The sequence below is a fragment of the Reticulibacter mediterranei genome (assembly GCF_016587455.1).
Genome location: NZ_BNJK01000001.1, coordinates 5,018,871 through 5,043,411, shown reverse-complemented (window position 1 = coordinate 5,043,411; position 24,541 = coordinate 5,018,871). Strand labels below are relative to the sequence as shown.

21 protein-coding genes and 1 tRNA gene are annotated in these 24,541 nt (G+C 51.9%); 13 read left to right on the top strand and 9 right to left on the bottom strand.

Annotated elements, in window-relative coordinates; genetic code table 11:
• Positions 1 to 100 precede the first annotated feature (100 nt).
• Positions 101 to 2,668, top strand: a complete 2,568-nt coding sequence (gene gyrA, locus K3T83_RS21770; protein WP_220205039.1) for a DNA gyrase subunit A — start codon at positions 101 to 103, stop codon at positions 2,666 to 2,668.
• Between the two features lie 218 nt (positions 2,669 to 2,886).
• On the top strand, positions 2,887 to 4,146 hold the full coding sequence (locus K3T83_RS21765) for a DUF6585 family protein (protein ID WP_220205038.1): 1,260 nt from the start codon (positions 2,887 to 2,889) through the stop codon (positions 4,144 to 4,146).
• Positions 4,147 to 4,303: 157 nt separating this feature from the next.
• On the opposite strand, the gene K3T83_RS21760 is transcribed toward K3T83_RS21765, so the two are convergent.
• Complete coding sequence (locus tag K3T83_RS21760) at positions 4,304 to 4,870, bottom strand: TetR family transcriptional regulator (RefSeq protein ID WP_220205037.1); 567 nt, start codon at positions 4,868 to 4,870, stop codon at positions 4,304 to 4,306.
• 143 nt (positions 4,871 to 5,013) lie between these two features.
• Here K3T83_RS21760 and K3T83_RS21755 point away from each other — a divergent pair, with 143 nt between their 5' ends.
• Positions 5,014 to 6,024, top strand: coding sequence for a Gfo/Idh/MocA family protein (locus tag K3T83_RS21755; protein ID WP_220205036.1), 1,011 nt, complete (start codon positions 5,014 to 5,016; stop codon positions 6,022 to 6,024).
• A gap of 37 nt (positions 6,025 to 6,061) precedes the next feature.
• Positions 6,062 to 7,006: a zinc-binding dehydrogenase gene (locus tag K3T83_RS21750; protein WP_220205035.1), complete on the top strand. Its 945-nt coding sequence runs from the start codon at positions 6,062 to 6,064 to the stop codon at positions 7,004 to 7,006.
• 157 nt (positions 7,007 to 7,163) lie between these two features.
• Here the strand turns inward: K3T83_RS21750 and K3T83_RS21745 are convergent, their stop codons facing one another.
• Positions 7,164 to 7,733: a peroxiredoxin family protein gene (locus K3T83_RS21745; protein WP_220205034.1), complete on the bottom strand. Its 570-nt coding sequence runs from the start codon at positions 7,731 to 7,733 to the stop codon at positions 7,164 to 7,166.
• A gap of 388 nt (positions 7,734 to 8,121) precedes the next feature.
• Between K3T83_RS21745 and K3T83_RS21740 the strand changes: the two genes are divergently transcribed.
• Together K3T83_RS21740 and K3T83_RS21735 are read left to right on the top strand one after the other, a co-directional pair.
• Positions 8,122 to 8,802 (top strand): pentapeptide repeat-containing protein, encoded by a 681-nt coding sequence (locus K3T83_RS21740; protein ID WP_220205033.1) that lies wholly within the window; start codon positions 8,122 to 8,124, stop codon positions 8,800 to 8,802.
• Positions 8,803 to 8,931: 129 nt separating this feature from the next.
• On the top strand, positions 8,932 to 9,834 hold the full coding sequence (locus tag K3T83_RS21735; RefSeq protein WP_220205032.1) for an RpnC/YadD family protein: 903 nt from the start codon (positions 8,932 to 8,934) through the stop codon (positions 9,832 to 9,834).
• A gap of 80 nt (positions 9,835 to 9,914) precedes the next feature.
• Here the strand turns inward: K3T83_RS21735 and K3T83_RS21730 are convergent, their stop codons facing one another.
• From K3T83_RS21730 to K3T83_RS21720, 3 genes are read right to left on the bottom strand one after another with little or no spacing between them, the layout of a single operon-like run.
• Positions 9,915 to 11,825 carry an ABC transporter ATP-binding protein gene (locus K3T83_RS21730; protein ID WP_236064953.1) on the bottom strand — a complete coding sequence of 637 codons (1,911 nt, stop codon included), beginning with the start codon at positions 11,823 to 11,825 and terminating at the stop codon, positions 9,915 to 9,917.
• On the bottom strand, positions 11,822 to 13,549 hold the full coding sequence (locus K3T83_RS21725) for an ABC transporter ATP-binding protein (protein ID WP_220205031.1): 1,728 nt from the start codon (positions 13,547 to 13,549) through the stop codon (positions 11,822 to 11,824). The genes K3T83_RS21730 and K3T83_RS21725 overlap by 4 nt, the downstream gene beginning before the upstream one ends.
• Positions 13,546 to 14,025, bottom strand: a complete 480-nt coding sequence (locus K3T83_RS21720; protein ID WP_220205030.1) for a MarR family winged helix-turn-helix transcriptional regulator — start codon at positions 14,023 to 14,025, stop codon at positions 13,546 to 13,548. The genes K3T83_RS21725 and K3T83_RS21720 overlap by 4 nt, the downstream gene beginning before the upstream one ends.
• Before the next feature lie 246 nt (positions 14,026 to 14,271).
• Between K3T83_RS21720 and K3T83_RS21715 the strand changes: the two genes are divergently transcribed.
• Together K3T83_RS21715 and K3T83_RS21710 are read left to right on the top strand one after the other, a co-directional pair.
• Positions 14,272 to 14,748 (top strand): DUF2231 domain-containing protein, encoded by a 477-nt coding sequence (locus K3T83_RS21715; protein ID WP_220205029.1) that lies wholly within the window; start codon positions 14,272 to 14,274, stop codon positions 14,746 to 14,748.
• Between the two features lie 138 nt (positions 14,749 to 14,886).
• Positions 14,887 to 15,567, top strand: a complete 681-nt coding sequence (locus tag K3T83_RS21710; RefSeq protein ID WP_220205028.1) for a TetR/AcrR family transcriptional regulator — start codon at positions 14,887 to 14,889, stop codon at positions 15,565 to 15,567.
• On the opposite strand, the gene K3T83_RS21705 is transcribed toward K3T83_RS21710, so the two are convergent.
• Positions 15,562 to 16,560: an MDR/zinc-dependent alcohol dehydrogenase-like family protein gene (locus K3T83_RS21705; RefSeq protein WP_220205027.1), complete on the bottom strand. Its 999-nt coding sequence runs from the start codon at positions 16,558 to 16,560 to the stop codon at positions 15,562 to 15,564. The two genes, K3T83_RS21710 and K3T83_RS21705, sit on opposite strands and share 6 nt — an antisense overlap.
• Before the next feature lie 454 nt (positions 16,561 to 17,014).
• Here K3T83_RS21705 and K3T83_RS21700 point away from each other — a divergent pair, with 454 nt between their 5' ends.
• From K3T83_RS21700 to nfi, 3 genes are all read left to right on the top strand, one after another.
• Positions 17,015 to 17,710, top strand: a complete 696-nt coding sequence (locus K3T83_RS21700) for a nuclear transport factor 2 family protein (protein ID WP_220205026.1) — start codon at positions 17,015 to 17,017, stop codon at positions 17,708 to 17,710.
• Positions 17,711 to 17,725: 15 nt separating this feature from the next.
• Positions 17,726 to 18,487: a class I SAM-dependent methyltransferase gene (locus tag K3T83_RS21695; RefSeq protein WP_220205025.1), complete on the top strand. Its 762-nt coding sequence runs from the start codon at positions 17,726 to 17,728 to the stop codon at positions 18,485 to 18,487.
• Positions 18,488 to 18,632: 145 nt separating this feature from the next.
• Positions 18,633 to 19,358: a deoxyribonuclease V gene (nfi, locus tag K3T83_RS21690; RefSeq protein ID WP_220205024.1), complete on the top strand. Its 726-nt coding sequence runs from the start codon at positions 18,633 to 18,635 to the stop codon at positions 19,356 to 19,358.
• Positions 19,359 to 19,408: 50 nt separating this feature from the next.
• Here the strand turns inward: nfi and K3T83_RS21685 are convergent, their stop codons facing one another.
• The 3 genes from K3T83_RS21685 to mnmG all read right to left on the bottom strand — a co-directional run bounded on the left by K3T83_RS21685 (position 19,409) and on the right by mnmG (position 23,617).
• Positions 19,409 to 20,506 carry an ATP-binding protein gene (locus tag K3T83_RS21685; protein ID WP_220205023.1) on the bottom strand — a complete coding sequence of 366 codons (1,098 nt, stop codon included), beginning with the start codon at positions 20,504 to 20,506 and terminating at the stop codon, positions 19,409 to 19,411.
• Between the two features lie 7 nt (positions 20,507 to 20,513).
• Positions 20,514 to 21,200, bottom strand: a complete 687-nt coding sequence (locus K3T83_RS21680; RefSeq protein ID WP_220205022.1) for a response regulator transcription factor — start codon at positions 21,198 to 21,200, stop codon at positions 20,514 to 20,516.
• Between the two features lie 368 nt (positions 21,201 to 21,568).
• A complete protein-coding gene (mnmG, locus tag K3T83_RS21675) occupies positions 21,569 to 23,617 on the bottom strand; it encodes a tRNA uridine-5-carboxymethylaminomethyl(34) synthesis enzyme MnmG (RefSeq protein WP_220205021.1) in 2,049 nt (682 codons plus the stop codon).
• 209 nt (positions 23,618 to 23,826) lie between these two features.
• Between mnmG and K3T83_RS21670 the strand changes: the two genes are divergently transcribed.
• Positions 23,827 to 23,910: transfer RNA gene (locus tag K3T83_RS21670), tRNA-Leu, on the top strand.
• A 79-nt stretch (positions 23,911 to 23,989) separates the two neighbouring features.
• Positions 23,990 to 24,538 (top strand): hypothetical protein, encoded by a 549-nt coding sequence (locus K3T83_RS21665; RefSeq protein ID WP_220205020.1) that lies wholly within the window; start codon positions 23,990 to 23,992, stop codon positions 24,536 to 24,538.
• Positions 24,539 to 24,541 lie beyond the last annotated feature (3 nt).

Sequence of the window (24,541 nt, the reverse complement as noted above, 5' to 3'; positions counted from 1 at the left end):
CAAAAATTCTAAGCTCCCTCAGAATAGCTATGTATACCGCAACTTCAAACTGATATCGCCTTCTGGCTATGTCTAACCCTGGGTAGAGGATGGTTTTTTTATGGAACTTGGCAATATAAAAGCAGTTGACATCGTAGATCAGATGACTGGTGCCTATCTCGATTATTCGATGAGCGTGATCGTTGCGCGTGCGCTTCCCGATGTGCGAGATGGGTTGAAACCAGTGCATCGTCGTGTACTCTATGCTATGGACCAGATGGGCCTGCAATCCACAAAGCAGTTTCGCAAGTGCGCTGGTACCGTTGGTGAAGTGTTAAAGAGCTATCATCCGCATGGTGATGTAGCAGTTTATGATACTCTTGTGCGCATGGCTCAGCCCTGGTCGATGCGCTATCCGTTAATCCTTGGGCAGGGCAACTTCGGTTCGCAGGACGACGATCCCCCAGCAGCCATGCGCTATACGGAAGCAAAAATGGCCGCGATTGCCGATGAACTCCTGCGCGACATCGAAAAAGATACGGTTGATTTTGCTCCCAATTACGATAATCAGACGACGGAGCCAACAGTCCTTCCCGCTCGCCTCCCTAACTTGCTCTTGAACGGCTCAACCGGCATTGCCGTTGGTATGGCGACGAATATTCCCCCCCACAATCTTAACGAAGTGTGCAATGGCATCATCTACCTGATCGATCAGCCCGAAGCGACGACCGAAGAACTGGCACGGATTGTTCGTGGACCCGACTTCCCCACCGGCGGTATTATTCAGGGACGCGAAGGCATCCGCAATATGTATGCGAACGGACGTGGACGCGTCGTGGTCCGCGCTCGCACGAATATCGAGGAGACCAAAGGGGGGCGCTCCAGCATCATCGTCACTGAACTACCTTATCAGGTCAACAAGGCCGAGCTGGTCAAAAAGATTGCCGAGCTAGCCCGTGATCGCAGAGTCGATGGCATTGCGGAAGTCCGCGACGAGTCGGATCGCGAGGGTATGCGCATGGTCATCGACCTCAAGCGCGATGCCAACCCTAGAAGCGTCCTCAATTCGCTCTACAAATATACTGCTATGCAAAGCGCCTTCAACGCGAACATGCTGGCCCTTGTGGATCGACAGCCCCAGACGTTGACGCTCAAGAAATTCCTGGTGCATTATATCCATCACCGCGAAATTGTGCTGACCCGACGCACCCGCTACGAACTGGCGAAAGCGGAGGCACGCAAGCACATTCTGGATGGCTTAAAAATCGCTCTCGATAATCTGGATGCCGTTATCAATACTATCCGCAGCTCACAACGCGATACGGCAGGACTCTCCGAAGAACTGCAACAACAGTTCGGCTTCTCGCAAGAGCAGGCCAGGGCGGTCCTTGATATGCGCCTGGCAAGTCTGGCCGCCTTACAGCGGCAGAGGGTCGAGGACGAGTTGAAAGATGTCCTTCAGCATATCGATTACTATAGAATGCTGCTGAGTGATATCAACGAGATCCGCAAGCTGATCAAACAGGATCTGGAAGAGCTAAAAGAAAAGTATGGCGATGCCCGGCGCTCCGAAATCGCTGATGACGAAGCCAGCGACTTTAAAGATGAAGACCTCATCCCTAACGAAGAGGCCGTCGTGACGCTGACTGAGAAGGGGTATATCAAACGTCTCCCATCCAGCACCTATCGCGCTCAACGTCGCGGTGGACGCGGCGTAACCGGCATGGTAACGCGTGAGGATGATGCCGTTCTCCATTTGCTTGTCACTCACACGCACGACAGCCTGTTGTTCTTTACCGATAGAGGCCGCGTCTTCCAATTGCGCGTCTATGAGCTGCCCGACACGAGCCGTACCGCACGTGGCGAACACCTCATCAATCTGATCTCGATTGAACAGCGTGAACGCGTCACAGCTATCGTCTCCGTTCCCAAAGGGATCAGCCGCGACTTTATGATCGTTGCTACTAAAAAGGGCGAGGTCAAGAAGACGCCGATGGACGAGTTCGAGGTGGTGCGCCGCAACGGGCTGATCGCTATGAAGCTGGAAGATGATGATGAGCTGGTCGGAGCCAAACTGGTCCATGCCGACGACGATGTGCTACTGATCACTGCTCAAGGTCGGGCCGCACGCTTCTCGGTGTCAGAACTGCGCTCAGCCTCGCGTATGAGTGGCGGCGTGCGCGGTATCCGGCTGACGGCGGGAGATATCCTGGTCTCGCTCAATGTGGCCCCCGAAGATGCCGAGCTACTGGTGGTTTCGGAATATGGCTATGGCAAACGCACGCCAATTAGCGAGTACCCACGTCACAGTCGCGGCGGCGGCGGCGTCATGGCAATGCGCGTCACCGAAAAGAGCGGCAATATTGCTGCTGCCCGCGTCATTACCGGGCGCGACAGCGATCTAATGATCATCTCGGCTAGCGGGGTTGTGATCCGTACCGATGTCGCTCTGGTCAAAACCTCAAGCCGCGTCACTCAGGGCGTCCATTTGATGAACCTGAACGAAGGCGATACCGTTGTTGCCGTCGCTACGACCAACGGCAAGAAGCCGCGTGCAACCAACGACGAAAGCGAAGAGGACGAGATCGAGGCGAACGGCGACGAGGAGCTGCTCGAAGACACCGATGCGGTCGAGTCCGATGCGGCAGAAGCAGAGGAGGCTGCCGAGCAGCCAACCGAGACGGAATAGCACTGCCTCATAACGTTCGAAGGCGAGAGCGCGTTTTTATTCTAAAAAGAGATAAAAACGCGCTCTCGCCTTTTTGATCCTGGATATTCTTTTTCGTTCTATCCTTCATAAGGTTGTACTTTCGGTATGAAGGAAGTATCATCAACAGCTTCATCTGAGATTATCTAAACAGCGGGATGTTGGATACTGCCGCAGCACTTTCTGAAAATGGAATGCATATGTCGGACGATTACAGCAACGCGACTTCTTCTACGGAAGACTCTAGTGAGTTTGAAGGGCCACCCTACACAGCCCTGCCATATATAGAGATGCCCTCACCGCCTTCTCATCCTCAACCCGCACCGTCAGTCCAGCAAGGAGTACCTCTCACAGAGGAGGCCCGGCTCGCAGCTGGGTATCAATTGGGAAGTGTCCTTAAATGCTACAAAAGCGAGCCTACAGCATTCACAACTGATGGTCTACCTTCTGTCCCGGCTACGCAGCGGGCCAGTGGTCTAGATGCGTCTGGAGCCTTTGCTTTTATTCTCATACCAACCCTGGTATTGTTGTTTCTTACTCGTACTCCACCCTGGCCGCTGATTATGATTTGTCTGCTGATACTCGCCCCGTGGCTGAGCAACGTCATCGGCAGGCTTCCTGGAGACGTGTTCGTTGCTCTACAGAACACCGAGTTCTACTTATGCACCAACGGAATTATGATTATCAAGTGGACACGCGTTCGGGCTATCCGCTGGGAGCAGATCCGTACAGTGCAATACTGTAGGGCGCAGAATATCCTGCACTCCAGCTATATCCTCTACCCCGAAGAAGGGAAGCCGATACCGCTCAACCGATCTCTGGTAGGAGATAGACTCAGTGAACTTGCTGAGGTCATCGAGCATGAAGTCAGACAGCGCCAACTACCAGGTGCTATCGCGGCATATGAAGCGGGTCAGGTGCTCAGCTTCGGCTCGATCAATGTAACAACACAGGGACTCACGCTAGAAATTGAGCAGCGAAGCCTTTCGTGGCAACGCTTCGCCTCTGTAGGCTATTACAACGGATATTCCATTACTCTTCGCGAGGGAGTTGCGGCCTCACCCTGGCAAAAGATCGAGGTAGCAAGGATGCTCAATCTCTGTGTCTTTTTGCCTCTCACCGCCCACATTAAGAACAGCCTTCTCGCTGCTAGAGATCATAATGCGATGGATGAAGAGAGCAATGCGTCAGATGAAGAAATGGAGTGGATGAGACAGATGCAAAAAGAGATGCTCGAACGTTTGCGAAACCAGAACGGCATCTCCCAAATACCGGCAGAGGTGGTTGAGGCACTGCAAGTACTGAACCTGCCAACAACCGCTTCATTTGACGTAATTCATCAACGCTATCGCCAACTGGCCAAGCAATACCATCCCGATACAGGTGGAGATCCTGAAACGTTCAAACGAATCGACGCAGCATACAAACGTGTAATCGCCTGGATTGCATCTCACGAATAGACAAATCCTCTGAGCAAGGCAAACAATAACTCAGAGGATTTAGTATGCAACACTTTCAACGTTGCTTTTTTACGAAAAGAGATGATTGGTGCATCCAGCAAATGAAGGGGAAACGACTCTGGGCAATGGAAATCATTGTTTTTCGGTCTTTTCGTCTCTAAGAACCAAGAGCGACTTTGAGTTCGTCAAGTGACTCTCGGAGAAGCTGTGGCAGCGTTCGCTGGTCTGTTTCACTGATCCATCGGACGTATGCAACCTTCGAGACCGCACTTCCTGTTTCAGCAATCAGACTTGCGGTTGGGTCGGTGACCCCGCGTTGCCGCAATGCTTCGGCTATGGCGGAAGTGAGTTGCGCCAACTTCAGTGACTCGCGTTCTTGCAGTTCTGTGTTTGCGGCAATCACCACCTGTCGCTGCCTCAGGAGTTCACGGCGCTCCTGGGGAAAGGTTGCTGTCATGGCATCGAATGCGGCAACAACCATAGTGATTGGGGCAGCTCGATCAGGCTGGCTAGCGATAGTATTGACAATCAACTCTTGCAACCTGGCCTGGCCCCAGAATAAGACCTCGCGCTTGTCAGCGAAGTAGCGAAAGAAGGTGCGCTCGGTGAGGCCAGCCCGTTCAGCGATCTGCGCGACCGTCGTCTGCTCAAAACCACGTTCCCGGTACAGTTCCAGGGCGGCCTGCTCAAGTCGGCCCCTGGCATTGGGTTCCCATCGGCTCATATTTTCAATTCTCCCTTCATGACAGTCATTGACATCACCTCCATTATATACTATACTGAGTGATGTCAGTCATTGACATCACTCAGCGGCCTTTAGAAAACAAAAAACATCTGGAAGACACAAGCAAAACAGGAGAGCCACATATGGAGATGGTGCGCATAGGTATTCTCGGCGCTGCGAAAATCGTTCCAGCGGCGCTGATTAAGCCAGCTCAGCAGGTTGCCGAAGTCACAGCGGCAGCGATCGCTGCACGTGACATCACACGTGCCCAGGCATTCGCCAAAAAACATCAGATTCCCCACGTCTTTGCCAGCTATGACGAACTGCTAAACGATCCCGCCATCGATGCAGTCTATATTCCACTCCCTAATGGCCTGCATGGACGCTGGACGATACGAGCACTGGAGGCTGGTAAACATGTACTCTGTGAAAAGCCCTTTGCCTCAAACGCCGTAGAAGCTGAACGCATGGCACAGGCTGGACAGCAGAGCGGGCTGGTCTTGATGGAAGCTTTCCATTACCGTTACCACCCACTCGCAGCTCGTATGAAAGAGATCATTAGCAGTGGAGAGCTAGGCACTCTCCGCCGCATTGAAGCATCTCTTTGTATTCCCATATTTTCTCATAACGATATTCGCTATAACCTCGCTCTAGGAGGCGGAGCCACGATGGATGCGGGTTCCTATCCCATCAACCTCTTACGTTTCCTGAGTGGGGAGGAGCCAGAAGTTGTGCAGGCAACGGCGCAGCTAGCTTCGCCGGGCGTTGATCGCCGCATGGATGCCGAGCTGCGCTTCCCCAGCGGGACCACAGGCCATATCAGAGCCTCGCTATTCTCCAGCGATCTCATGCGCATCAATACACGCATCACCGGTGATCAGGGTCACATGAGCGTACTGAACTACGTCGCACCGCAAGCCTACCACCGTCTGACCGTGAAGACCGCCAGAGGGCATCGGACAGAACATGTGCCAGGAGACGCGAGCTATACGTATCAACTGCGCGCCTTTGCTCAGGCCATCAACGAGGGGACACCAGTGCTGACCAACGCCAACGACGCGATTGCCAATATGCGGGTGATCGACGCGATATATCGCGAGGCCGGGTTGCAGCCGCGCATGAGTGTAGAAGATAGTCCCAGCCCACTCCAATAGCAAAATAAATTTTCTGAAGAAGAAAGGGAAAGAAAAGATGAGTTCGATACGTGCAGTAGTCGTTGACCCAAATGTTCCTGGTCGATTGGCGATTAAAGAGGTCGAAGCACCCCAGGTAAGCCCATCAGAGGCGCTTGTTCAGGTTGAGGCCATTTCTTTGAATCGCGGAGAGGTGCTGGGTGCTATGCACTTCGAGGCGGGTTGGCGACCCGGTTGGGATCTGGCCGGAATCGTCATCAAACAGGCTGCGAATGGGACAGGGCCGAAGGCTGGGAGCCGGGTAGTTGGCATGGTGAGTGCAGGTTCATGGGCCGAGCAGGTGGCAGTTCCTACGGACCTGCTGACCGAACTTCCAGCCAGCGTAACTTTTGCTCAGGCGGCCAGCTTACCTGTCGCTGGATTTACCGCGCTCTGTGCGCTTGAGAAAGGAGGGTTTCTCCTGGGCAAGCGTGTGTTGATTACCGGTTCCACTGGTGGGGTAGGACTTTTCGCGCATCAGCTTGCAAAGCTCAGTGGTGCCTATGTCGTTGGTACTGCTCGTCGGGCTCAAAACGCAGCGTTAGTACGCGAAGCGGGAGCCGATGAGGTGATCGTGGGGGATGATCTCGCGCCAGCACAAGCCTATGGCCCTTACCACCTGGTTATCGAGTCGCTTGGTGGGAAAACACTTGCCACCGCGCTCTCTCTGCTGGCACCAGGGAGCACCTGCGTCACGATAGGCTGGTCAGCAGCAGCAGAGGCCACAATAAATGTCATGAATCTCGTTCGTACTGGGAGAACGACCCTCTACGGGCTGAATGGTGGTACAGAATTAGAGAGTCATAGGATATCTGAATATCTCGCCAGGCTCGTGCAACTGGTAGCCAAACAGCAATTGCGGACTCCAATTGAGGTGGAGGCTTCCTGGCACGACATTGGGGAGGTCGCGCAACGCTTGCTGCAACGACAATTCACTGGCAAAGCGGTTCTGCATCTGGCGTAGATGTTCCATTAAGAGACTTGTTTGTTTTTCGTTGCTTGAAAGATCAGAGCGCAAAGCCCCTGGTGAGAGATGTTTCAGTTGTGGGCAGACCTGATCCGTTCACGAATCCCCCTTCCTCTGAGGCAAACGCTTCTAGAGGAGGGGAGATGAACTATGCTCAACGGCGCTCTTTATAGGGATAGTGCTGCGTTTTATCGCCCTCCCAATTTTCGCGCAAGCCGGGAGCACCAGGATCCCAATCAGGGCGAATCTTCCGCGTTACCTCACGCAAATCCTGCCGCAACTCTTCAGGCGACGGACGCCCCCAGAACCAGTAACCATTGTAGATTTTATAGATCACCAGGCCCGGCTCCAGCACAAATGTATGGGGAATCATCGGATTATGGTGCGGATCAGTATATTCTTGAATATCTAAATCCTGCTGCACTTTGCGCCCGGAATCCGAAAGAAAGGTCCATTGCGCCCCCACCGAAGAACGAAATTCGTTGATCTCTAGAATATTGTCAGTGGCAATGGTGACGATCTGGGTATACGCAACAGCAATCTTGGGATAGAAGGCCGCCAGTTCGAGGTGTTGCTGGTGATCTTTGGGACAAAAATGTCCGCGCGACAACACCACAATCATGGGATCAATGCCCTGCAATTCGCTCAGGCGGCGGCGCGTTCGAGTATGATCAGTTAGCTCGTAATCGGGAAAATGAGCGCCCGGCACAATATCGGCACGCATAACTGTTTTCCTTTCCGTGAAACATAAACATTTCAGTCAAAATAGCATTCCCCGCCCCTACTACAACACGAGTCAGCACCGTCCATATTCCGCTATCGGCTCTCAGGGCTTTCCAATTCTCCCATCTAGCGGGAGTGCAGAGGGCGGCAGCCCTTTGCCGGGGTGCGGGGTGTCCCCGCAAAAAACTTTTTTCTTCTCTTTTGCGCGCCGCCTGCGGCGGCGCGCGAAGGAGGGAAGGAAACTGGGGACGCCCCAGGCCCCGGCAGGGAGACCCCTGCACCCCTTTGAGCGGAGAACTGGAAAGCCCTGTATCGGCTCTCTCGCACATTGACACCAACGGCGGCGCGACCTATCATAGAAGAAAATATGTTCGCAAAGGATACGTTTCATGACCAGCAAACAACCACCTTCCAATTCCGCTATCAAGCAGCCACTCTTCCCTAAGAAAATGATGACACGAGGATTACCAACTGCAACGCTCAGCGATCACGAGCAGTATAGCCAGCTCACACTTTCACAGGATTTATTGATGGGCCAGATTGCCGATTACCTCACGTTTGAACAGGTGCAATGCAAGGGCGTCAACATGAATAGCACCACGTTTACGCACCTGCAACTCGGCGACGTGCGACTCACCGAGTGCGATCTGGCAAATGCTCGCTGGCCGGAGGCTGGTCTGCATCGTGTCGAGGCCAGCGAGTGCCGTATAACTGGCATTCTGGCGATAGAGGCGAAGTTTCAAGATGTATTCTTCAAGCAGTGCAAAATCAATCTGGCCCAGTTTCGCTTTTCCACATTCAAGGCCGTGCGCTTTGAAGACTGCGATCTGAGCGATGCCGACTTCCAGGGTGCCGATCTTACAGGCGTGAGTTTTGTACGCTGCAACCTGCAAAACGTCGAGATGTCCGGTGCCAAACTGATCGGCGCAGACCTCCGTAGCAGCACGCTCGACGGCCTGCGCGCTGGTCCCCGCGAATTGCAGGGAGCCATTGTCGATTCAGCTCAGGCTCTTGTGCTGGTGCAGGCATTCGGTATCGTGGTTAAAAGCTCTCTCCCGGATAAGGTTTAGCATAGGAGTTTTTTCTTTATTTCATACATTACAATTTATTCAATATCTAAAAACATCTATACATAATACTCTATTTAAAAGCAATATATGCTATGATCGGTAAAATTAATGTGGCAAGGGGAGGTTTTCTTGATACCCAAACCGTACGATAACGGAATGCGGCGTTTGATGGCAATCTGCGCTCAAGATTTCTTGGACTGGCTTCATCCTGGCAGCTTCTTTACAGGCAAGATGTCCGGGAAATTTGAAAGCTTTGAGATAGAGGCCGACGCCATGCATGAAACGATCTTTTGTGATGAGCAGATTCTCGCTCATTTCGAGTTTCAGAGCACAACAGATCCTGCTATGGCTCAACGCTTGCTCGAATACATTGTCATAGCCTTTCGCCACTACAAATGTCCTGTTATCTCATATGTCATTTACCTCAAACCATGTAAGAATGTTCCCAAAACGCCGTTCGTACTCAAAAGTGCAGATGGCGAAGAGATTCTTCGTCTAAACTATCACGTCGTGATGCTCGCCGAAATACCATATGAAACGTTGCTGGCAAAAGGATTGAGAGGGCTATTACCTCTCGTTCCCCTGGCGGCAGGAGGAGCAAAACAAGAAGTCATCGAGGAGGTTATTCAACGCTTACTTCCTGCTCATGATACAATAGCAAAAGAGCTACTTGCTCTCGCACGGTTGTTTGCATCATTGGCTTTCGACAAAGAAGATAGAGAAAACCAGGAGTGGATTAAGAGGAGGTTTATTGTGCTTCAAGACATCTTCCGCGATACACCTGCGTATCAGTATACCCTTGAAGAAGGACGTGAAGAAGAGCGACAAAGACATTTACAAACTCAACGTAATCTATTAATGATCATTGTTCAGGCTCGTTTTCCGACGCTCAACAAGCTAGCACAAAAACAAACCGCTAAGATTAAGGATGTGACGATCCTTGAAAGGGTACTTGCAGGGGTTGGTACTGCGCTCACATTAGAGGATGCACAACACGCTCTCCTGAACTGGTCAGACACCAACGCCAACTGAACAGCTTACATATAAACACCTTCACCATATGCAAAAAGAGAGGCCAGTACGTTTGCTAGCCTCTCGCTCTACTTATCTCACTATATCGCTTCCTGCTCAAGCATGGGACTGGTGAACTGGCTATTATACAGGTCGGCATAGAAGCCGCCCTTCGCCAGCAGTTCTTCGTGCGACCCCTTTTCGATGATACTACCATGATTCATCACCAGAATCAGGTCAGCATCGCGAATGGTGGAGAGCCGGTGCGCGATCACAAAACTGGTGCGGCCCTGCATCAGTTCGTTCATCGCCTTCTGGATGTGGATCTCGGTTCTGGTATCGACGCTGCTAGTAGCCTCGTCAAGGATCAGAATCGCGGGATCGGTCAGAATGGTTCGGGCGATGGTCAAGAGCTGCTTCTGGCCCTGCGAGATGTTTGTCGCATCCTCGTTCAACACCGTGTCGTAGCCATCAGGCAGCGTTCTGATGAAGTGATCGGCATGAGCAGCTTTCGCCGCCTGAACGATCTCTTCTTCAGTTGCTCCACCGCGGCCATAGGCGATGTTATCGCGAATGGTTCCCTGGAAGAGCCAGGTATCCTGCAACACCATGCCAAACATCGTGCGCAGATCTCCACGTCTGAGCTGAGTAATATTCACACCATCAATCGTGATCTGACCACCATTCAACTCATAGAAGCGCATCAAGAGATTCACCAGCGTTGTCTTACCAGCTCCGGTCGGACCAACAATGGCGATAGTCTGCCCCGACTTCACATCGATATTCATATGCTCGATCAGCGGCACATCCTCTTTATAGCCAAATTTAACATCATGGAACTGGACCTCGCCGCGCGGCAACTGAATGATCTTGGCGTTCTCGGCCTCTGGCACCTCTTCCTCTTCGTCCAGCAACTCAAAGACGCGCTCGGCAGAGGCAATCGTGGATTGAATAATATTGGCAATATTAGCAAGCTGGGTGATCGGCATCGTAAACTGGCGCGAATATTGAATAAACGCCTGCACATCACCAATCACAATCATACCCCTTGTAATCATAATACCGCCAACCACACTCACAAAGACGTATCCAATATTCCCAATAAAGTTCATAAGCGGCATAATGACGCCCGAAATGAACTGCGCCTTCCACCCGGCATTATAGAGGTTCTCATTGATTGTATCGAATTCGGCAAGGGAGCGCTGTTCCAGACCAAAGGCTTTGACGATCTTGTGGCCTGTGAACATCTCTTCGACGTGACCGTTCAGGATACCCAACGCCCTCTGCTGATCTTTAAAATGGCCCTGCGAGCGCTTCGCTACAACCGTCGTCACCAGCACACTGAGTGGGAAGGTGAGCACGATGATCAGCGTCAGGATCGGGCTGATCGTCAGCATCATCACCACGATGCCAACCAGCGTCGTTGCCGATGTGATTAATTGTGTCAAGCTTTGTTGCAAGGTCGTGCTGATATTGTCCATGTCGTTGACGGCGCGGCTCATGATCTCGCCATGTGGTCGCGAATCAAAGAACTTCAAAGGCATACGATTCAGCTTCTCATACACGTCCTGACGCAATCGATAAACCGTTTTCTGTGCCACGCTCGCCATAATATATTGTTGAATATAGAAAAAGAGCGAACTAATGGCATACAGCACAGCCAGGATTATCAGGATACGTCCAATGTAGCCAAAATCGAACGTTGCTCCCGGCACTCCCTTAATTTTCGCCACGACACCCTCATAGAGTTTCGTCGTCACCAATCCCAGGATTTTGGGACTGACGATGTTAAAGACCGTGCTGAGCATTGCTGTTACCAGGATAGCGAGCAGAGACAGCTTGTAGGGGCGCAGATAGCCGGTCAGCCTGTTCAGCGTCCCCTTAAAATCTTTAGCCTTCTCCACTGGCATCGCTAATCCACCGACCGGACCACCTCGTCCACCACCGGGACCAAATCCCATACCCTGCTGTTGCCGCTGAAATTTCTTCCTCTCTCCAGGTTCGGCACTCATGCAATTTCCTCCATAGAAAGCTGTGAGGAGACGATTTCACGATAGACGTTACTGGACTGCATCAATTCGCGATGTGTGCCAATGCCAGCTATCTTGCCCTCATCCAGCACGATAATTTGATTCGCGTCCATCACCGTACTCACCCGCTGAGCCACGATAAACACGGTGGAATTGGCAATCTCCCCTTTGAGTGCCGCCCGTAATTTAGCATCGGTTTTAAAGTCAAGCGCTGAGAAGCTATCATCGAAAATGTAGATTTCTGGCCGTCTGATGAGCGCGCGGGCAATCGAAAGGCGCTGCTTCTGTCCGCCGGAAACGTTCGTTCCTCCCTGTGCGATCTGCGAATCAAAGCCATCGGCCATTCCACTCACAAATTCGCTGGCCTGCGCCACATCTGCCGCATGGATCACGTCTTCATCCGAAGCATCATCTTTGCCGTACCGGATATTATCCGCCACCGTTCCAGAGAAAAGCACTGCCTTCTGTGGTACCAGACCAATCTTCGCTCGCAAGCTCTCTTGAGTCATCTCACGCACATCCACACCATCTACGAGAATGCCCCCGCTATCGATATCATAGAAGCGTGGGATGAGATTCACCAGCGTCGATTTACCGGCACCGGTACCGCCAATAATGGCCGTAACCTCGCCGGGACGTGCATTGAAGGAAATGTGTTTTATAGCCGGTCGTTCCGCGCCAGGATAGCTAAAGGTGACATCGCGGAACTCGACGTAGCCTCTTCTCTTGTCAGCCTGCTTCACCTCTTCCGCATCGCTCATCGCCGGCAACACATCCAGCACTTCGTTAATGCGAGTGGCGGATGCTGAGGCGCGCGGGATCATAATAAACATCATTGAGACCATCAGCATCGCAAACATAATCTGCGTGGAGTATTGCAAGAATGCCATCAGATCGCCGATCTGCAAATCGTTCACGCCAACACGGAGACCGCCAAACCAGACGATAGCGATCGACGATATGTTCATGATCAGCATCATCGTTGGCCACATCGCCGCCATGATTCGGTTCACCTTGATCGAGACATCAGTCAAATCCTGGTTGGCATCCTGAAAGCGCTGCTGCTCATGATTAATGCGATTGAGAGAGCGAATAACGCGCATACCTGTCAGGTTCTCATCCAGAATGAGATTGATCTTATCGAGCTTTTTCTGCATCACCTGAAACAGTGGTATGCCGTTGCCGGTGATGATCCAGATGGCAATCGCCAGGATAGGCAACGCGCCCACAAGTACCAGCGATAGCTGAGCATCTTTAGATACAGCCATAATGATGCCACCCACAGCCATCAACGGCGCACTGATCATCATCCTCAAGATAATGATATACACCTGTTGCACCTGCGTTGTATCGTTGGTTGTACGGGTAATCAAAGAGGCACTACCAAATTTATCGAACTCGTGCAACGAAAAACGCTCCACATGAGAGAAGAGTTTCGCGCGTATAATCTTGCCGAAGCCAGTAGCCACCCTCGAAGACATATAGCTGGCCCCAATCGCACAAATAGCGCCACCAATCGCCACCACCAGCATGAAAGCGCCCATTGTGAGGATATAAGGCGTATCTCCCTTGACGACCCCGATATCGACAATATCTGCCATCAACGTTGGCAGATAGAGATCAGAAAGCGCCTGTAAAAAGACAAGCAATAAGACAGCCGCCAGAGAAAGCTTATATGGCTGTAAAAATCGAGCCAATTTTATCATAGAATTTCATCTCCGCTCCATTGAGACTGGTGCAAACTCGCCTCCCTCTCAGCAAAGTAGACATACGCATCTGTTAACAACTCAGCAAGCTCATTACTACGCTCTTCCCCTAGATACTCAATCAACCCACTAAAAGACGAGAAAAGTGCTTCTCCGGCCTTCTGCCTGACCGCTTCGCCTTTCTGGGTCAGCTGTACGCGTACAGCTCGTCTATCTGTCAGGTCAACACTACGCTCAACTAGCCCGTTTGCCTCCAGGCCATTAATCACCTGCGTAACCGTTGGAGATGTCACATGCATACGCTTGCTAATCTCCGACACCTTCATATCCCCCCGGGCTACACAGAAAAGAACACGTATCTCGCTTGGTTTAAAGCCCATATACGATCTCTCGTGCCAGGCTACCCGGTTGAAGCGCTTAAACGCTTCCATCAACCTTTGCGCAGTTGCTCTCGTCTGATTATCATGACAATCCATCTAACACCTCACCGCGCCACTGGAAAACAATCAATATCCTATCCATCTCTAATAAATTAGGTTGGCAACTAATTTATTAGGCAACCTAATTATATAATTAAATGACTCGTAAGTCAAGAGTGAGATGCAATGTTGTAGTTTCTCATTTTCTTCCAATAAAGGTGGGATATCCTCTCTATTACAGTTCTCTCTAGAGGGCTTGCCTTCGTAAACTTGAAAACTTGTAACGAATAGGAAGAAAAAATAATGCTAAATGGTGCGCACTTACACCTCTTGCTCAACCATTTCCCCATCATGGGTTCTCTCTTTGTGACGATCCTGTTTATTGTGGCTCTGATTAGCCGCAACGTCTCTCTACAAAAAGTCTCGCTCTGGTTTCTGGTTGGCATTGCCCTGCTCACTGTACCAGCCTATCTCACAGGCGATCCCGCAGAAGAGTCGCTTCACGGCTTGCCAGATATCTCACGGACCATGATCCATACTCACGAAACTATGGCTCGCTTCGGGCTGATCCTTATGTTTGTGACTGGCCTGATCGCGCTTGCGGGAGCAATTCTCACAAACAAACGCCCAAAGCTCCCACCAGTCCTCTTATCGCTGGTTCTTGTGGTGCTGCTCTTAAACTCGGGCCTCTTCGCTTATGTAGGCTTCCTGGGCGGCCAGATCCATCACGAAGAGATTCGTACGCCCTCCACCACCACAGCCACCCTCAAACAACATTAAGCAGGTAGAGACACTCTCTTCAAGCAGGTGCAACCTATCAGCGTTGCACCTGTTCACAATCAGTTGACATCTTCTTCCCTTTCGACTATACTTTTCTTATAAATAAACCGGCGGTCGGTTTAAACTGGAGAGTATAGTATGGCACGTATCGTTAAAGCAAAAGACTACATGGCGAAGCGCAACGAGATCCTTGCTGTAGCCCAGCGACTCATCTATACAAAAGGCTATGAGCAGATGACGATTCAGGATATTCTGAATGAACTGCAAATGTCTAAGGGAGCCTTCTATCACTACTTCGATTCTAAACAGGAGTTGCTAGAAGCGCTGATTGAGCATATGCTGGAGGAGGTAGAACGGATCATTACCTCTATCACCAATGATCCCGAGTTGTCTGCCCCGACAAAATTGCAACGGATCATGGTCACGCTCAACCGCTGGAAATTTGCGCAAAAAACCTTCCAGTTTGCACTCTTGCGCGTCTGGTACAACGACGATAATGCTATTGTGCGCCTGAAGATGCGCGCAATGATGCTCAAACAGATCACACCGCTGCTTACACCTGTTATCCATCAGGGCATCGACGAAGGCTCTCTGACGACTTCCTATCCCGATGAGGCAGGCGAAGTGATGCTGTCTCTTCTGCAAGATCTTTCAGATACCCTCGCTGCGCTGCTTCTGGCCCCTGAGCCAGATTTGCCACGCATTGAACGGGCAGTCTCCGCCTATCTCGATGCACTTGAACGAGTGCTGGGCTGCTCAAGTGGCACCCTGCATCTGATTGATGCACAAATGCTGCAAGAATGGATTACTTCATCATAAGCGCATCAGCACCTTCAAGATACCTCTTTGCTGGGCGTGCTCAAATGCTTCCAGCCCCCCATCCAATGGATAGCGAGCGCTGATTAACGGTTGCACATCGATCAATTTCTGGCTGAGGGCGCGGAGTGCTGGTTCGAACGGGCCGCAGCGCGACCCCTGCACGCGAATCTCATCGACAACGATAGGGGCCAGGTGCAGGATACTTTTATCGGCGACCGTACTTTTAAGCACAACGGTCCCTCTGGGCCGCACCAGGCGCAGGGCCAGCGCCAGTCCCTGTTCTGAGCCAGTACATTCGACCACTATATCAGCTCGCCGCGTTCCCTCCTCGACCATCTGTTCCGCCTCCTCAAGCCGATAGGTAGAGATGCCCCTCTGCTCAACAAGTGCCAACTTCTCCTCGTGCTTGCCCACCATCGAGACCTCGCAACCGCTCAATGCCAATACCCGGGCTGCTAATTGGCCCATTTTGCCATCTCCCAGCACCACCACCCACTCGGTCGGGCGAATATGCACCTGTTCCATAATCTCAAAGTTGGCAGCCAGCGGCTCGACAAAAACCGCCTCCTCGTCGCTCACATTATCCGGCACCAGATGCAGATTCTCAACTGGTAGCAGCACATGGTCGGCAAATGCGCCGTCGCGGTTGACAATACCCAGCGTGGTGCGACGAGGACACTGCGAGAAGATGCCGCGCTGACAATAGTAGCAATCCGGGCGGCGACAGGCGGCATTGATATCGCCCACCACGCGCTTGCCGAGCAGATGACGATACTGTTGCGCTGGTTCTGCACCGTAAATCACCTCGACAACGCCAACAAACTCATGACCCAGCACGCCATGAAAGCTCATATAACCACGAATAATTTCCAGATCTGTGTTGCAGATCCCCGCCTGAAGCACGCGAATCAACGCTTCCCCATGCACAGGCGTTGGCTCGGGATAATCGCGTTCAAGGCTCAACCCATTGCCACGACTGATCAGCGCACGCATTACACAACCCTCCTCATCTTGAGCTATATATATTGCTCTATTTTCTCCAATAACGCATCCAGGTCAAACGGCTTGGCAATAAAATCATCGGCGCGTACCTCTCGGGCGATGCTCGCCGTATCTCTATATGCTCTTCCATTGTATCACCCGTTGATCACTGCGTCTCTGACAGCACATAGCCTGTCCATCAGTCCGATGATGCGATCTCATACAGGCTGAGGCCAGCGACATCTACCATCCTGCATATTTCACGCTCAGCTTTATGCAAGGGGAGACAGATACTCTTGTAATCCAGACAATACAAAGATATACTAGTGGCGCGTGTGAGATGCGGTGCGGAATAGGTCGTGTGGCAAAAAGCTTGATATGCAACGTTTTATTGGCAACAGGTGTTAATGACATCTCATCACAGGTGGTTTTAGACAAAGAGACCACCGGTTCAGGAGTTATCTTTATGTATAACGATCCTAATCAACCACCATATGGGCAACCACCACAACAACCGAGTGATGTGCCCCCAACTCAATATGCGCCACAACCTCCGTACGGACAACCGGCACCTCCTCCCTATGGACAGCCTCCGGGCTATCAGCCGCCGCCCGCTTACGGTCAGCCACCACAGCCTCCACCTTATGGACAACCTCCCTATGGACAACCACCTTATGGAGGGGTGCCTCCTCTGCCAAACGTCCCTCCAGGGTATGCCGCGCCTGCGCCACAGAAATCAAGGAAAGGGCTGTGGATTACGCTGAGCATTATTGCCGGGGTTCTTGTTCTCTTTTGCGCTATTTGTGGCAGCCTGGTCCTCTTCGCCAGTAATTCCGGCCCTGACGGTACCGTCAAAGATTATTATAAAGCTGTGCAGAGTAAGGATTACGCCACCGCCTATACATATCTCGCTCCAGGAGCCTCTTTTTCTGATCCGCAAAGCGGCAAAAAAATTCCCATCACATCATCGACGGTCTATATCGTGGTCGCACAAACGTTGGACAAAGATCTGGGCGCGCTCACTGATTATGAGACCAGCAGTGGATCAGACACGAATCATGTGAATGTCTCGGTGACGCGAGGTGGCAAGCAATATGCTATCCATCTCACCATGACAAAGATTGATGACAAATGGAAAATTCTTAATGCTGATGGCATCTAGATTGTATCGAACCCGATGAACGATTACGACGTAATTGCGCCCTTTTATGATCGTGAACACGCACATTTCAGCGAAGATCTGGACCTCTACCACAACTTCGCTGAAGCGTGTGGCGGCAAAATACTGGAACTGGCATGTGGAAGTGGACGAGTTTTATTGCCACTGGCCCATGAGGGCTACACGCTCACCGGCGTCGATACCTCAGCTGCCATGCTCGATATTGCCCGTCAACGTCTGCAAGAAGAGGGCTTGATGGCTCAGTGTACCCTTGTTCAGCAGGATATGAGTGCGCTGCAACTGAACCAGAAGTTCCGACTGGCCTTTATCGCACTTGGCTCCTTTGCTCACGTCACCACTCGCACACAACAACAGCGCGCGCTGGCCGCCATACGCGCTCATCTCAGTCCAGGCGGCACCTTTATCGTGGATACCAGCAATACCGATGCGCGCTATCTAGAGGATCTGGGGGGACAGATGCTCCATCAAGGCACCTGGCAGCGCGAAGATGGCACATACCTCACACATTTCCTCTCTCCCGCGACCTCACCCGAACGCCATCTGCTGGAACTAACCCATTTTTATGAGCAATATCGCCAGGGAGGGGCCGTGCAGCGTAGCGTCGTCACCACTCACCTCTATCTGTTTGAACGAGCAGAGATGGAACTCCTGCTAGAGCAGGCCGGTTTCCTGGTCAAAGACGTATATGGCGACTACGACCTCAGCCCCTATCACCTGGAAAGTCCCCGCATGATTTGCATCGCCGAAGCAGCCAGATAGATATTAAATGTGTATGTCGTAGTTGCGCGATAAATCGCGCTTGGATCACATACGTAAATTGTGCCACCGGCGCGATTTATCGCGCAACTACGACATATTGGGAGAAAGCAACAGGTACAAGTAGAAAGCAGAAGGGAAGCAACATATGACAAACCAGCCAGAACAGCCGCTCCATGAGTGGACCTTGACACCTGAAGCGGCTATTGCCCTCCAACGCACACTGGCAAGCCAGATTATTCGTGAGGATCGCCTCGGCGAAGTACGATTTGTTGCAGGAGTCGATATGGCGATCAACGAGCAGCACGAAGCGGCACGCGCCGCCGTTGTCTTGTTGAGTTATCCAGAGATGGAGATCGTCGAGAAACATGTCTATGAGGAGCCGATTCGAATGCCCTATGTGCCTGGCCTCCTCTCTTTTCGCGAAGCTCCGCCCGTGTTGGGAGCCTTTAAGAAACTGCGACAAAAGCCTGATCTGATCATGGTAGATGGTCAGGGCATCGCCCATCCACGCCGGATCGGGATCGGCGCTCACCTCGGTCTGTGGTTGAATATCCCCACGATTGGTTGCGCAAAATCTATTCTCAGCGGGCATTACAAGAAAGACGAACTGGGGGAAGAGGCCGGTTCATGGGTGCCGCTGGTCGATAAACATGAGGTCATCGGCGCGGTGGTGCGCACCCGTACGAAGGTCAACCCGATGTTTATCTCAGTCGGGCATCTCATCAGCCTGGAAACGAGCATCCGCTACGTCCTCGCCTGTAGCAAGGGCTATCGTCTGCCAGAGCCAACACGTCAGGCAGATAAACTGTCGAAAGACAACAATTGGGAGGAGCCAGACGAACATGAGCAACAGCCCTCGCTCTGGCAATAAACAGGAGTGTATGGCAGGGTAATAGCTCGCCATACACTCACTATGCACCTCTAGACGATCTCTTTGTCCTGACCGTGATACACTGGCGCGGTAAAGTAGAAGGTGGTTCCTTTTTCCAGCACAGATTCAAAGCTAATCGTTCCGCCATGCTGCTCGACGATTAGCCGTGCAATGGAGAGGCCCAGGCCGTATCCGCCCATTCTCGATTGCTCACGCTGATTGGACTGATAGAAACGCTCAAAGATATGTGGGCGATCCTCCATCAAAATGCCATAGCCAGTATCAATCACCGAGATCATCACCCAATCTTCGCTAATCGCGCTGGCACTGATAGTGATGGTCCCTCCCGGCGGTGTATATTTGATCGCATTGGAGATGAGATTATTCAAGACCTGTTTGATGCGCTGAGGATCCACATAGAGCAACGGTATATCAGTGGGGATGTCCGCATTCAACACCACGCTGGCTTTGCTGGCCTGTGGCTGCATACCGCTCACCACCTGACGCACCAGGATGCGTAGCGGCACTTCCTGTTGTTTGATCTCAAACTGGCCGAGGTCCGAACGCGTCATGAAGAGGATATCCTGCACAATCGAAATGAGCTGCTGCACCCCCTCCTGTGCATAACCAAGATAAGTGCGCTGCTCTTCATTCAAATCACCCATATGTCCCTGTAAGAGCAGATCGATAAAGCCATGCACTGAATTCAGCGGCGTGCGTAATTCGTGGGAAACCATCGACACAAAATTGGAGCGCACCTGATTCGCCACCTTGAGCGCGGAGAGGTCGCGGGCCGTAAACACCGCATAGTCACCATGTGAGGTCTGTACAGGCGTCACACTGACCGAGACCTCCCGAATATGCTGCTCCTGCCTACCCAGGATTAGCTCTTCACTGGGCAGCGGATTTTTCTGTTGCAACACACGCTGCAATGGACAGCTTGATGTGCCGCAAAGCTTCATGCGATTGAGATTCTGACAACACAGCACCTCGCTACACTCACGACCGATGACCTCATTGGCCTCCACTCCCAGCACCTGGGTTGCGGCCGGGTTGAGGTCGAGAAGATGAAAATGCTCATCTACGGCAATAATGGCATCGGGCGTACTGGTAAGCAGTCCTGTTAGATAATCACGCTTCCGCAACATTACCCCCCTATTTACCAACAAATTTATAGCCTACACCTCGTACAGAAATAATATATTGTGGCTTATCCGCGTCTTCGCCCAGTTTCACGCGCAAACGACGGATATAGACATCCACAATATTACTATTATTTTCGTTCTCATTCCAGACCTCTTCCAACAACTGATCACGATTTACGACCTGACCATTACTGGTCATCAACACACGCAATACTTGCATCTCGGTTGGAGTGAGCGTCACTGCCGGGCGTCCGGCAATCGTCACCTTCAACTCCGCAGGAAATAGTTCGATCTGCCCACCTCGAATGCTCTGGTTGCTACTCACACTGCCATCTTTTTTAATACGCCGTAAGACAGCCTGCACGCGTGCGACCAATTCCTGATGATTGTATGGTTTACAAATATAATCATCCGCTCCAATATTAAACCCTTGCAACTTCGCCTCGATGGTATCTTGAGCAGTCATAAAAATAAGTGGTATATCATAGCCTTCGCTTCGCAACTTGGCCGAAAACTCAAATCCATTCAGATATGGCATGGTCACATCCAGGATGAGCAGGTCGGGTTCTCGTTTCAGGATCATCTGCCATGCCCCACGAGGGTTATCGGCAGTTTCAACCTCATACCCTTCCTTGCTCAACACAAACTGAACCAATGCATTCGCAAAACGATCATCGTCAACTACTAGAATGTACACATTCTTCCCCTCTTCAAAACTATCTCAAATTACCGTGCATCCGTGCCTGAACCGCTCTGTACTCATACTACTGGCTTCTCTCGTTGATGCACATAGAGATATTATTATCCTCCAAGCATGATACCCTGGTCGATATTACTGCCACTATACCGTATCTGCAACAGATACTCAGTCCATCTGAGGGGGGAGGCACAGATGGCCATCTTCATTTCTGCTCAGCTGACAGCCAGCGCAGCTAACGGGCATTTCAAGCCTCTTATACGATGATGACAGACGACTTGCCAATCGCACTCCTGCTGACAGCACAATGGTTGATACATTTTGAGTTCTACGAACATGCGTATGGTACACGTTTGTTGCAACATATGTCAAGAGGAGGCTCTTGTGGCCCGCTGCTTCTCCAGGTAAATCATGAGAATTGCAACGTCTGCTGGTGTCACTCCTTCTACACGCGCTGCCTGACCAACCGTGCGCGGCATCGTCCGAGCCAGCTTCTGGCGCGCTTCTGTACGCAGGTGCGCGATATCCTGATAATTCAATGCCTCAGGAATACGCATCTCTTCCAGCTTCAACGTGCGATGGACCAGTTGCTCCTGCTTGCGTACATAGCTCTCATATTTGACCTGTAGTTCGATCTCCTCCGCTGCCTCTATAGAGAGAACTGGCAGAGCTTCTATGCGAGAACGCTGCTCTTCGCGCTTGCTATATACTTGCTGCGACATATGTGCTACCTGCGAGTAACTTACCTCTGGTCGCCGCAACAGTTCGCGCGCTGAAAGCATCTGTCCCAACGGAGCAATCCCGGCCTCTTGCGCGCATGTCTCGACCAATCGCGAGGAAGTGAACACCAGTGAATCGAGCTGAGAAAGCGTTTGCTGAATAGCTGCACGTTTTTCTACAACCTGCATATAGCGCTGCTCATCGATCAAGCTCAGGCGATAGGCGACATCGCTCAGGCGGAGATCAGCGCTATCTGGCCGCAGCAACAATCTGTGCTCAGCGCGAGATGTATGCAGACGATAAGGTTCGCTCATGGGTCGCGTGACCAGATCATCAATCAGCACGCCGATATAGGCTTCGTGGCGTCCGAGCACAAAGCCATCTTCGCCACGTGCATACAATGCGCCATTGATGCCAGCCATAATGCCCTGAGCTGCCGCCTCCTCATAGCCCGAGGTTCCATTGATCTGTCCCGCTAGAAAGAGGCCAGCAACCGGCTTGGTTTCCAGTGTTGGCAACAACTGTACAGGAGGCACATAGTCATACTCGACCGCATAGCCGACGCGCATAATCTCAGCCTTCTCCAGAGCAGGAATACTGCGCAGCATCTCCAACTGCACATCTTCCGGCAGGCTGGTATTCATGCCCTGCACATAGACCTCACCCGTACGCCAACCCTCCGGCTCCAGGAAAATCTGGTGTGAGACCTTATCGGCGAAGCGCACGATCTTGTCTTCAATCGAGGGACAGTAGCGCGGGCCAACACCTTCGATCAGGCCGGTATAGAGGGGCGAGCGATGTAGGTTGTCGCGAATAATCTGATGGGTCTTATCAGTGGTGCGAACCAGATAGCAAGGCAACTGTGGTCGCCAGCCGTGGAGGTCTTCGTCTGTTGTGGGATAAATCGGGCTGGGGCGTCCACCGGGCAACTGTACATCTTCGCGTGCTGTGGGATCTTTCGAGAAGTAGAGAGGAACACGACTACCTGGCTGTGGCTCGGTCTTGCTAAAATCGATGGTGCGCGCATCCACACGCGGCGGTGTACCGGTCTTGAAGCGACGAATCTCCAGACCCAGCGCACGCAACGAATCGGAGATGCCCAGTGCTGGGCCTTCTCCGGCACGTCCGCCCGGCTGCGTCTTCTCGCCAACCACCAGACGACCATTGATGAAGGTGCCCGTCGTGAGAATAACCGATTTCGCCTCGTAGCTCCAACCGTTATTGGTGACGACGCCAGTAATGACATGTCGCCCATCTTCACGTGTATGACTGAGCAAGCGTGCGATGGTGGCCTGTTTCAATTCGAGATCGGGCTGGCTCTCCAGCACAAATTTCATAGCGAGGCGGTAGGCTTGCTTATCGCATTGAGCGCGCAACGCTTGCACTGCCGGTCCTTTGCTGGTATTCAACAAACGGATCTGAATAAAGGTGCGGTCGGTATTGCGTCCGATCTCGCCGCCGAGGGCGTCGATTTCTTTGATGAGATGGCCTTTGGCGGGTCCGCCCATTGAAGGATTACAAGGCATTAACGCAACACTGTCCAGATTCATCGTGAGCAGCAAGGTCTTGCGGCCCATGCGGGCGCTAGCAAGAGCGGCCTCACAACCGGCGTGACCGGCACCAACTACAATCACGTCATACACTCCCCGTACAACCTGCTCTGGGGAAAGATTTGTGCTGTTAACACCATTACTCATAGGGCGTTTACCTGGTTGATTCCTCTATATGAACTATTTTTCACTTCCGCACGACACCTATTATCTCCTATCTTGCAAGCAGCGTCAATAATTTGAATAAGAGGTAGTATTTTTCGTTTCTTAGATGGTAATAACCGCACGAGGAAAAATGATAGAGAAAAGTGATTGACGAAATCACCAGAACATGGTAGTATCTTGAGAGTCACTCTGGGGCGATGGTGAAATCGGTAGACACTAGAGACTTAAAATCTCTTGACCGCAAGGTCGTGAGGGTTCGAGTCCCTCTCGCCCTATCCCTTCTTCTATAATTGATCTCTCCTCTGCAGTCTACTATAATCACTACATCCTTAACCGAATGGAGAGAAGCATACGATGCAACAACAGACACATCAGCAGGATACCGGAACAGTTGCCCTTCGCTACGGCCTGATCTGGGCCGGGATCTTTACCGGTTTACAAATTATTGCAGTGCTGATCAACGATTTCGATACTCATGATTATGCAAGCACCATCGCCGGAATTCTCAACCTTCTCCTCTCGCTTGTCCTCTTCTTTGTGGTTGGCATGCTGGCTTCACGGCAAACGGGACAGGTCAATCGTGGCTCGATGGCAGGCTATTTCGCGGCTACTATCGGCGGCGTGCTATCCCTGATCGCGCAACTGATCATTATTCAGTTCGCCCTCGATAGCTCCCGCCAGCGCGCCCAACAGGCAGCTGATCTCTTCAATCTCGGCTATCAGTATAGTAACGAAGCCGTTTTCGCTGGCATCATCGTCAATTCCGTAATCGGTCTGTTCTTTGCGATTGGGCTCGGTGCTGGCATGGGTGCCCTCGGTGGCCTGCTGGGGAGAAAGCTGGCGAAAGTTCCCGCCGCTGCATCCTATCCAGTTCCGCAGCCTCCTCCCTCGCGCGCTCAATAAATC

Coding starts and splice junctions, on each gene's coding strand:
- K3T83_RS21710 (WP_220205028.1), top strand. CDS start 14,887: ATGGCACGTATCGTTAAAGCAAAAGACTACATGGCGAAGCGCAACGAG.
- K3T83_RS21765 (WP_220205038.1), top strand. CDS start 2,887: ATGTCGGACGATTACAGCAACGCGACTTCTTCTACGGAAGACTCTAGT.
- mnmG (WP_220205021.1), bottom strand. CDS start 23,617: ATGAGTAATGGTGTTAACAGCACAAATCTTTCCCCAGAGCAGGTTGTA.
- K3T83_RS21705 (WP_220205027.1), bottom strand. CDS start 16,560: ATGCGTGCGCTGATCAGTCGTGGCAATGGGTTGAGCCTTGAACGCGAT.
- K3T83_RS21750 (WP_220205035.1), top strand. CDS start 6,062: ATGAGTTCGATACGTGCAGTAGTCGTTGACCCAAATGTTCCTGGTCGA.
- gyrA (WP_220205039.1), top strand. CDS start 101: ATGGAACTTGGCAATATAAAAGCAGTTGACATCGTAGATCAGATGACT.
- K3T83_RS21665 (WP_220205020.1), top strand. CDS start 23,990: ATGCAACAACAGACACATCAGCAGGATACCGGAACAGTTGCCCTTCGC.
- K3T83_RS21685 (WP_220205023.1), bottom strand. CDS start 20,506: ATGTTGCGGAAGCGTGATTATCTAACAGGACTGCTTACCAGTACGCCC.
- K3T83_RS21720 (WP_220205030.1), bottom strand. CDS start 14,025: ATGGATTGTCATGATAATCAGACGAGAGCAACTGCGCAAAGGTTGATG.
- K3T83_RS21725 (WP_220205031.1), bottom strand. CDS start 13,549: ATGATAAAATTGGCTCGATTTTTACAGCCATATAAGCTTTCTCTGGCG.
- K3T83_RS21755 (WP_220205036.1), top strand. CDS start 5,014: ATGGAGATGGTGCGCATAGGTATTCTCGGCGCTGCGAAAATCGTTCCA.
- K3T83_RS21730 (WP_236064953.1), bottom strand. CDS start 11,825: ATGAGTGCCGAACCTGGAGAGAGGAAGAAATTTCAGCGGCAACAGCAG.
- K3T83_RS21760 (WP_220205037.1), bottom strand. CDS start 4,870: ATGAGCCGATGGGAACCCAATGCCAGGGGCCGACTTGAGCAGGCCGCC.
- K3T83_RS21715 (WP_220205029.1), top strand. CDS start 14,272: ATGCTAAATGGTGCGCACTTACACCTCTTGCTCAACCATTTCCCCATC.
- K3T83_RS21740 (WP_220205033.1), top strand. CDS start 8,122: ATGACCAGCAAACAACCACCTTCCAATTCCGCTATCAAGCAGCCACTC.
- K3T83_RS21700 (WP_220205026.1), top strand. CDS start 17,015: ATGTATAACGATCCTAATCAACCACCATATGGGCAACCACCACAACAA.
- K3T83_RS21745 (WP_220205034.1), bottom strand. CDS start 7,733: ATGCGTGCCGATATTGTGCCGGGCGCTCATTTTCCCGATTACGAGCTA.
- nfi (WP_220205024.1), top strand. CDS start 18,633: ATGACAAACCAGCCAGAACAGCCGCTCCATGAGTGGACCTTGACACCT.
- K3T83_RS21695 (WP_220205025.1), top strand. CDS start 17,726: ATGAACGATTACGACGTAATTGCGCCCTTTTATGATCGTGAACACGCA.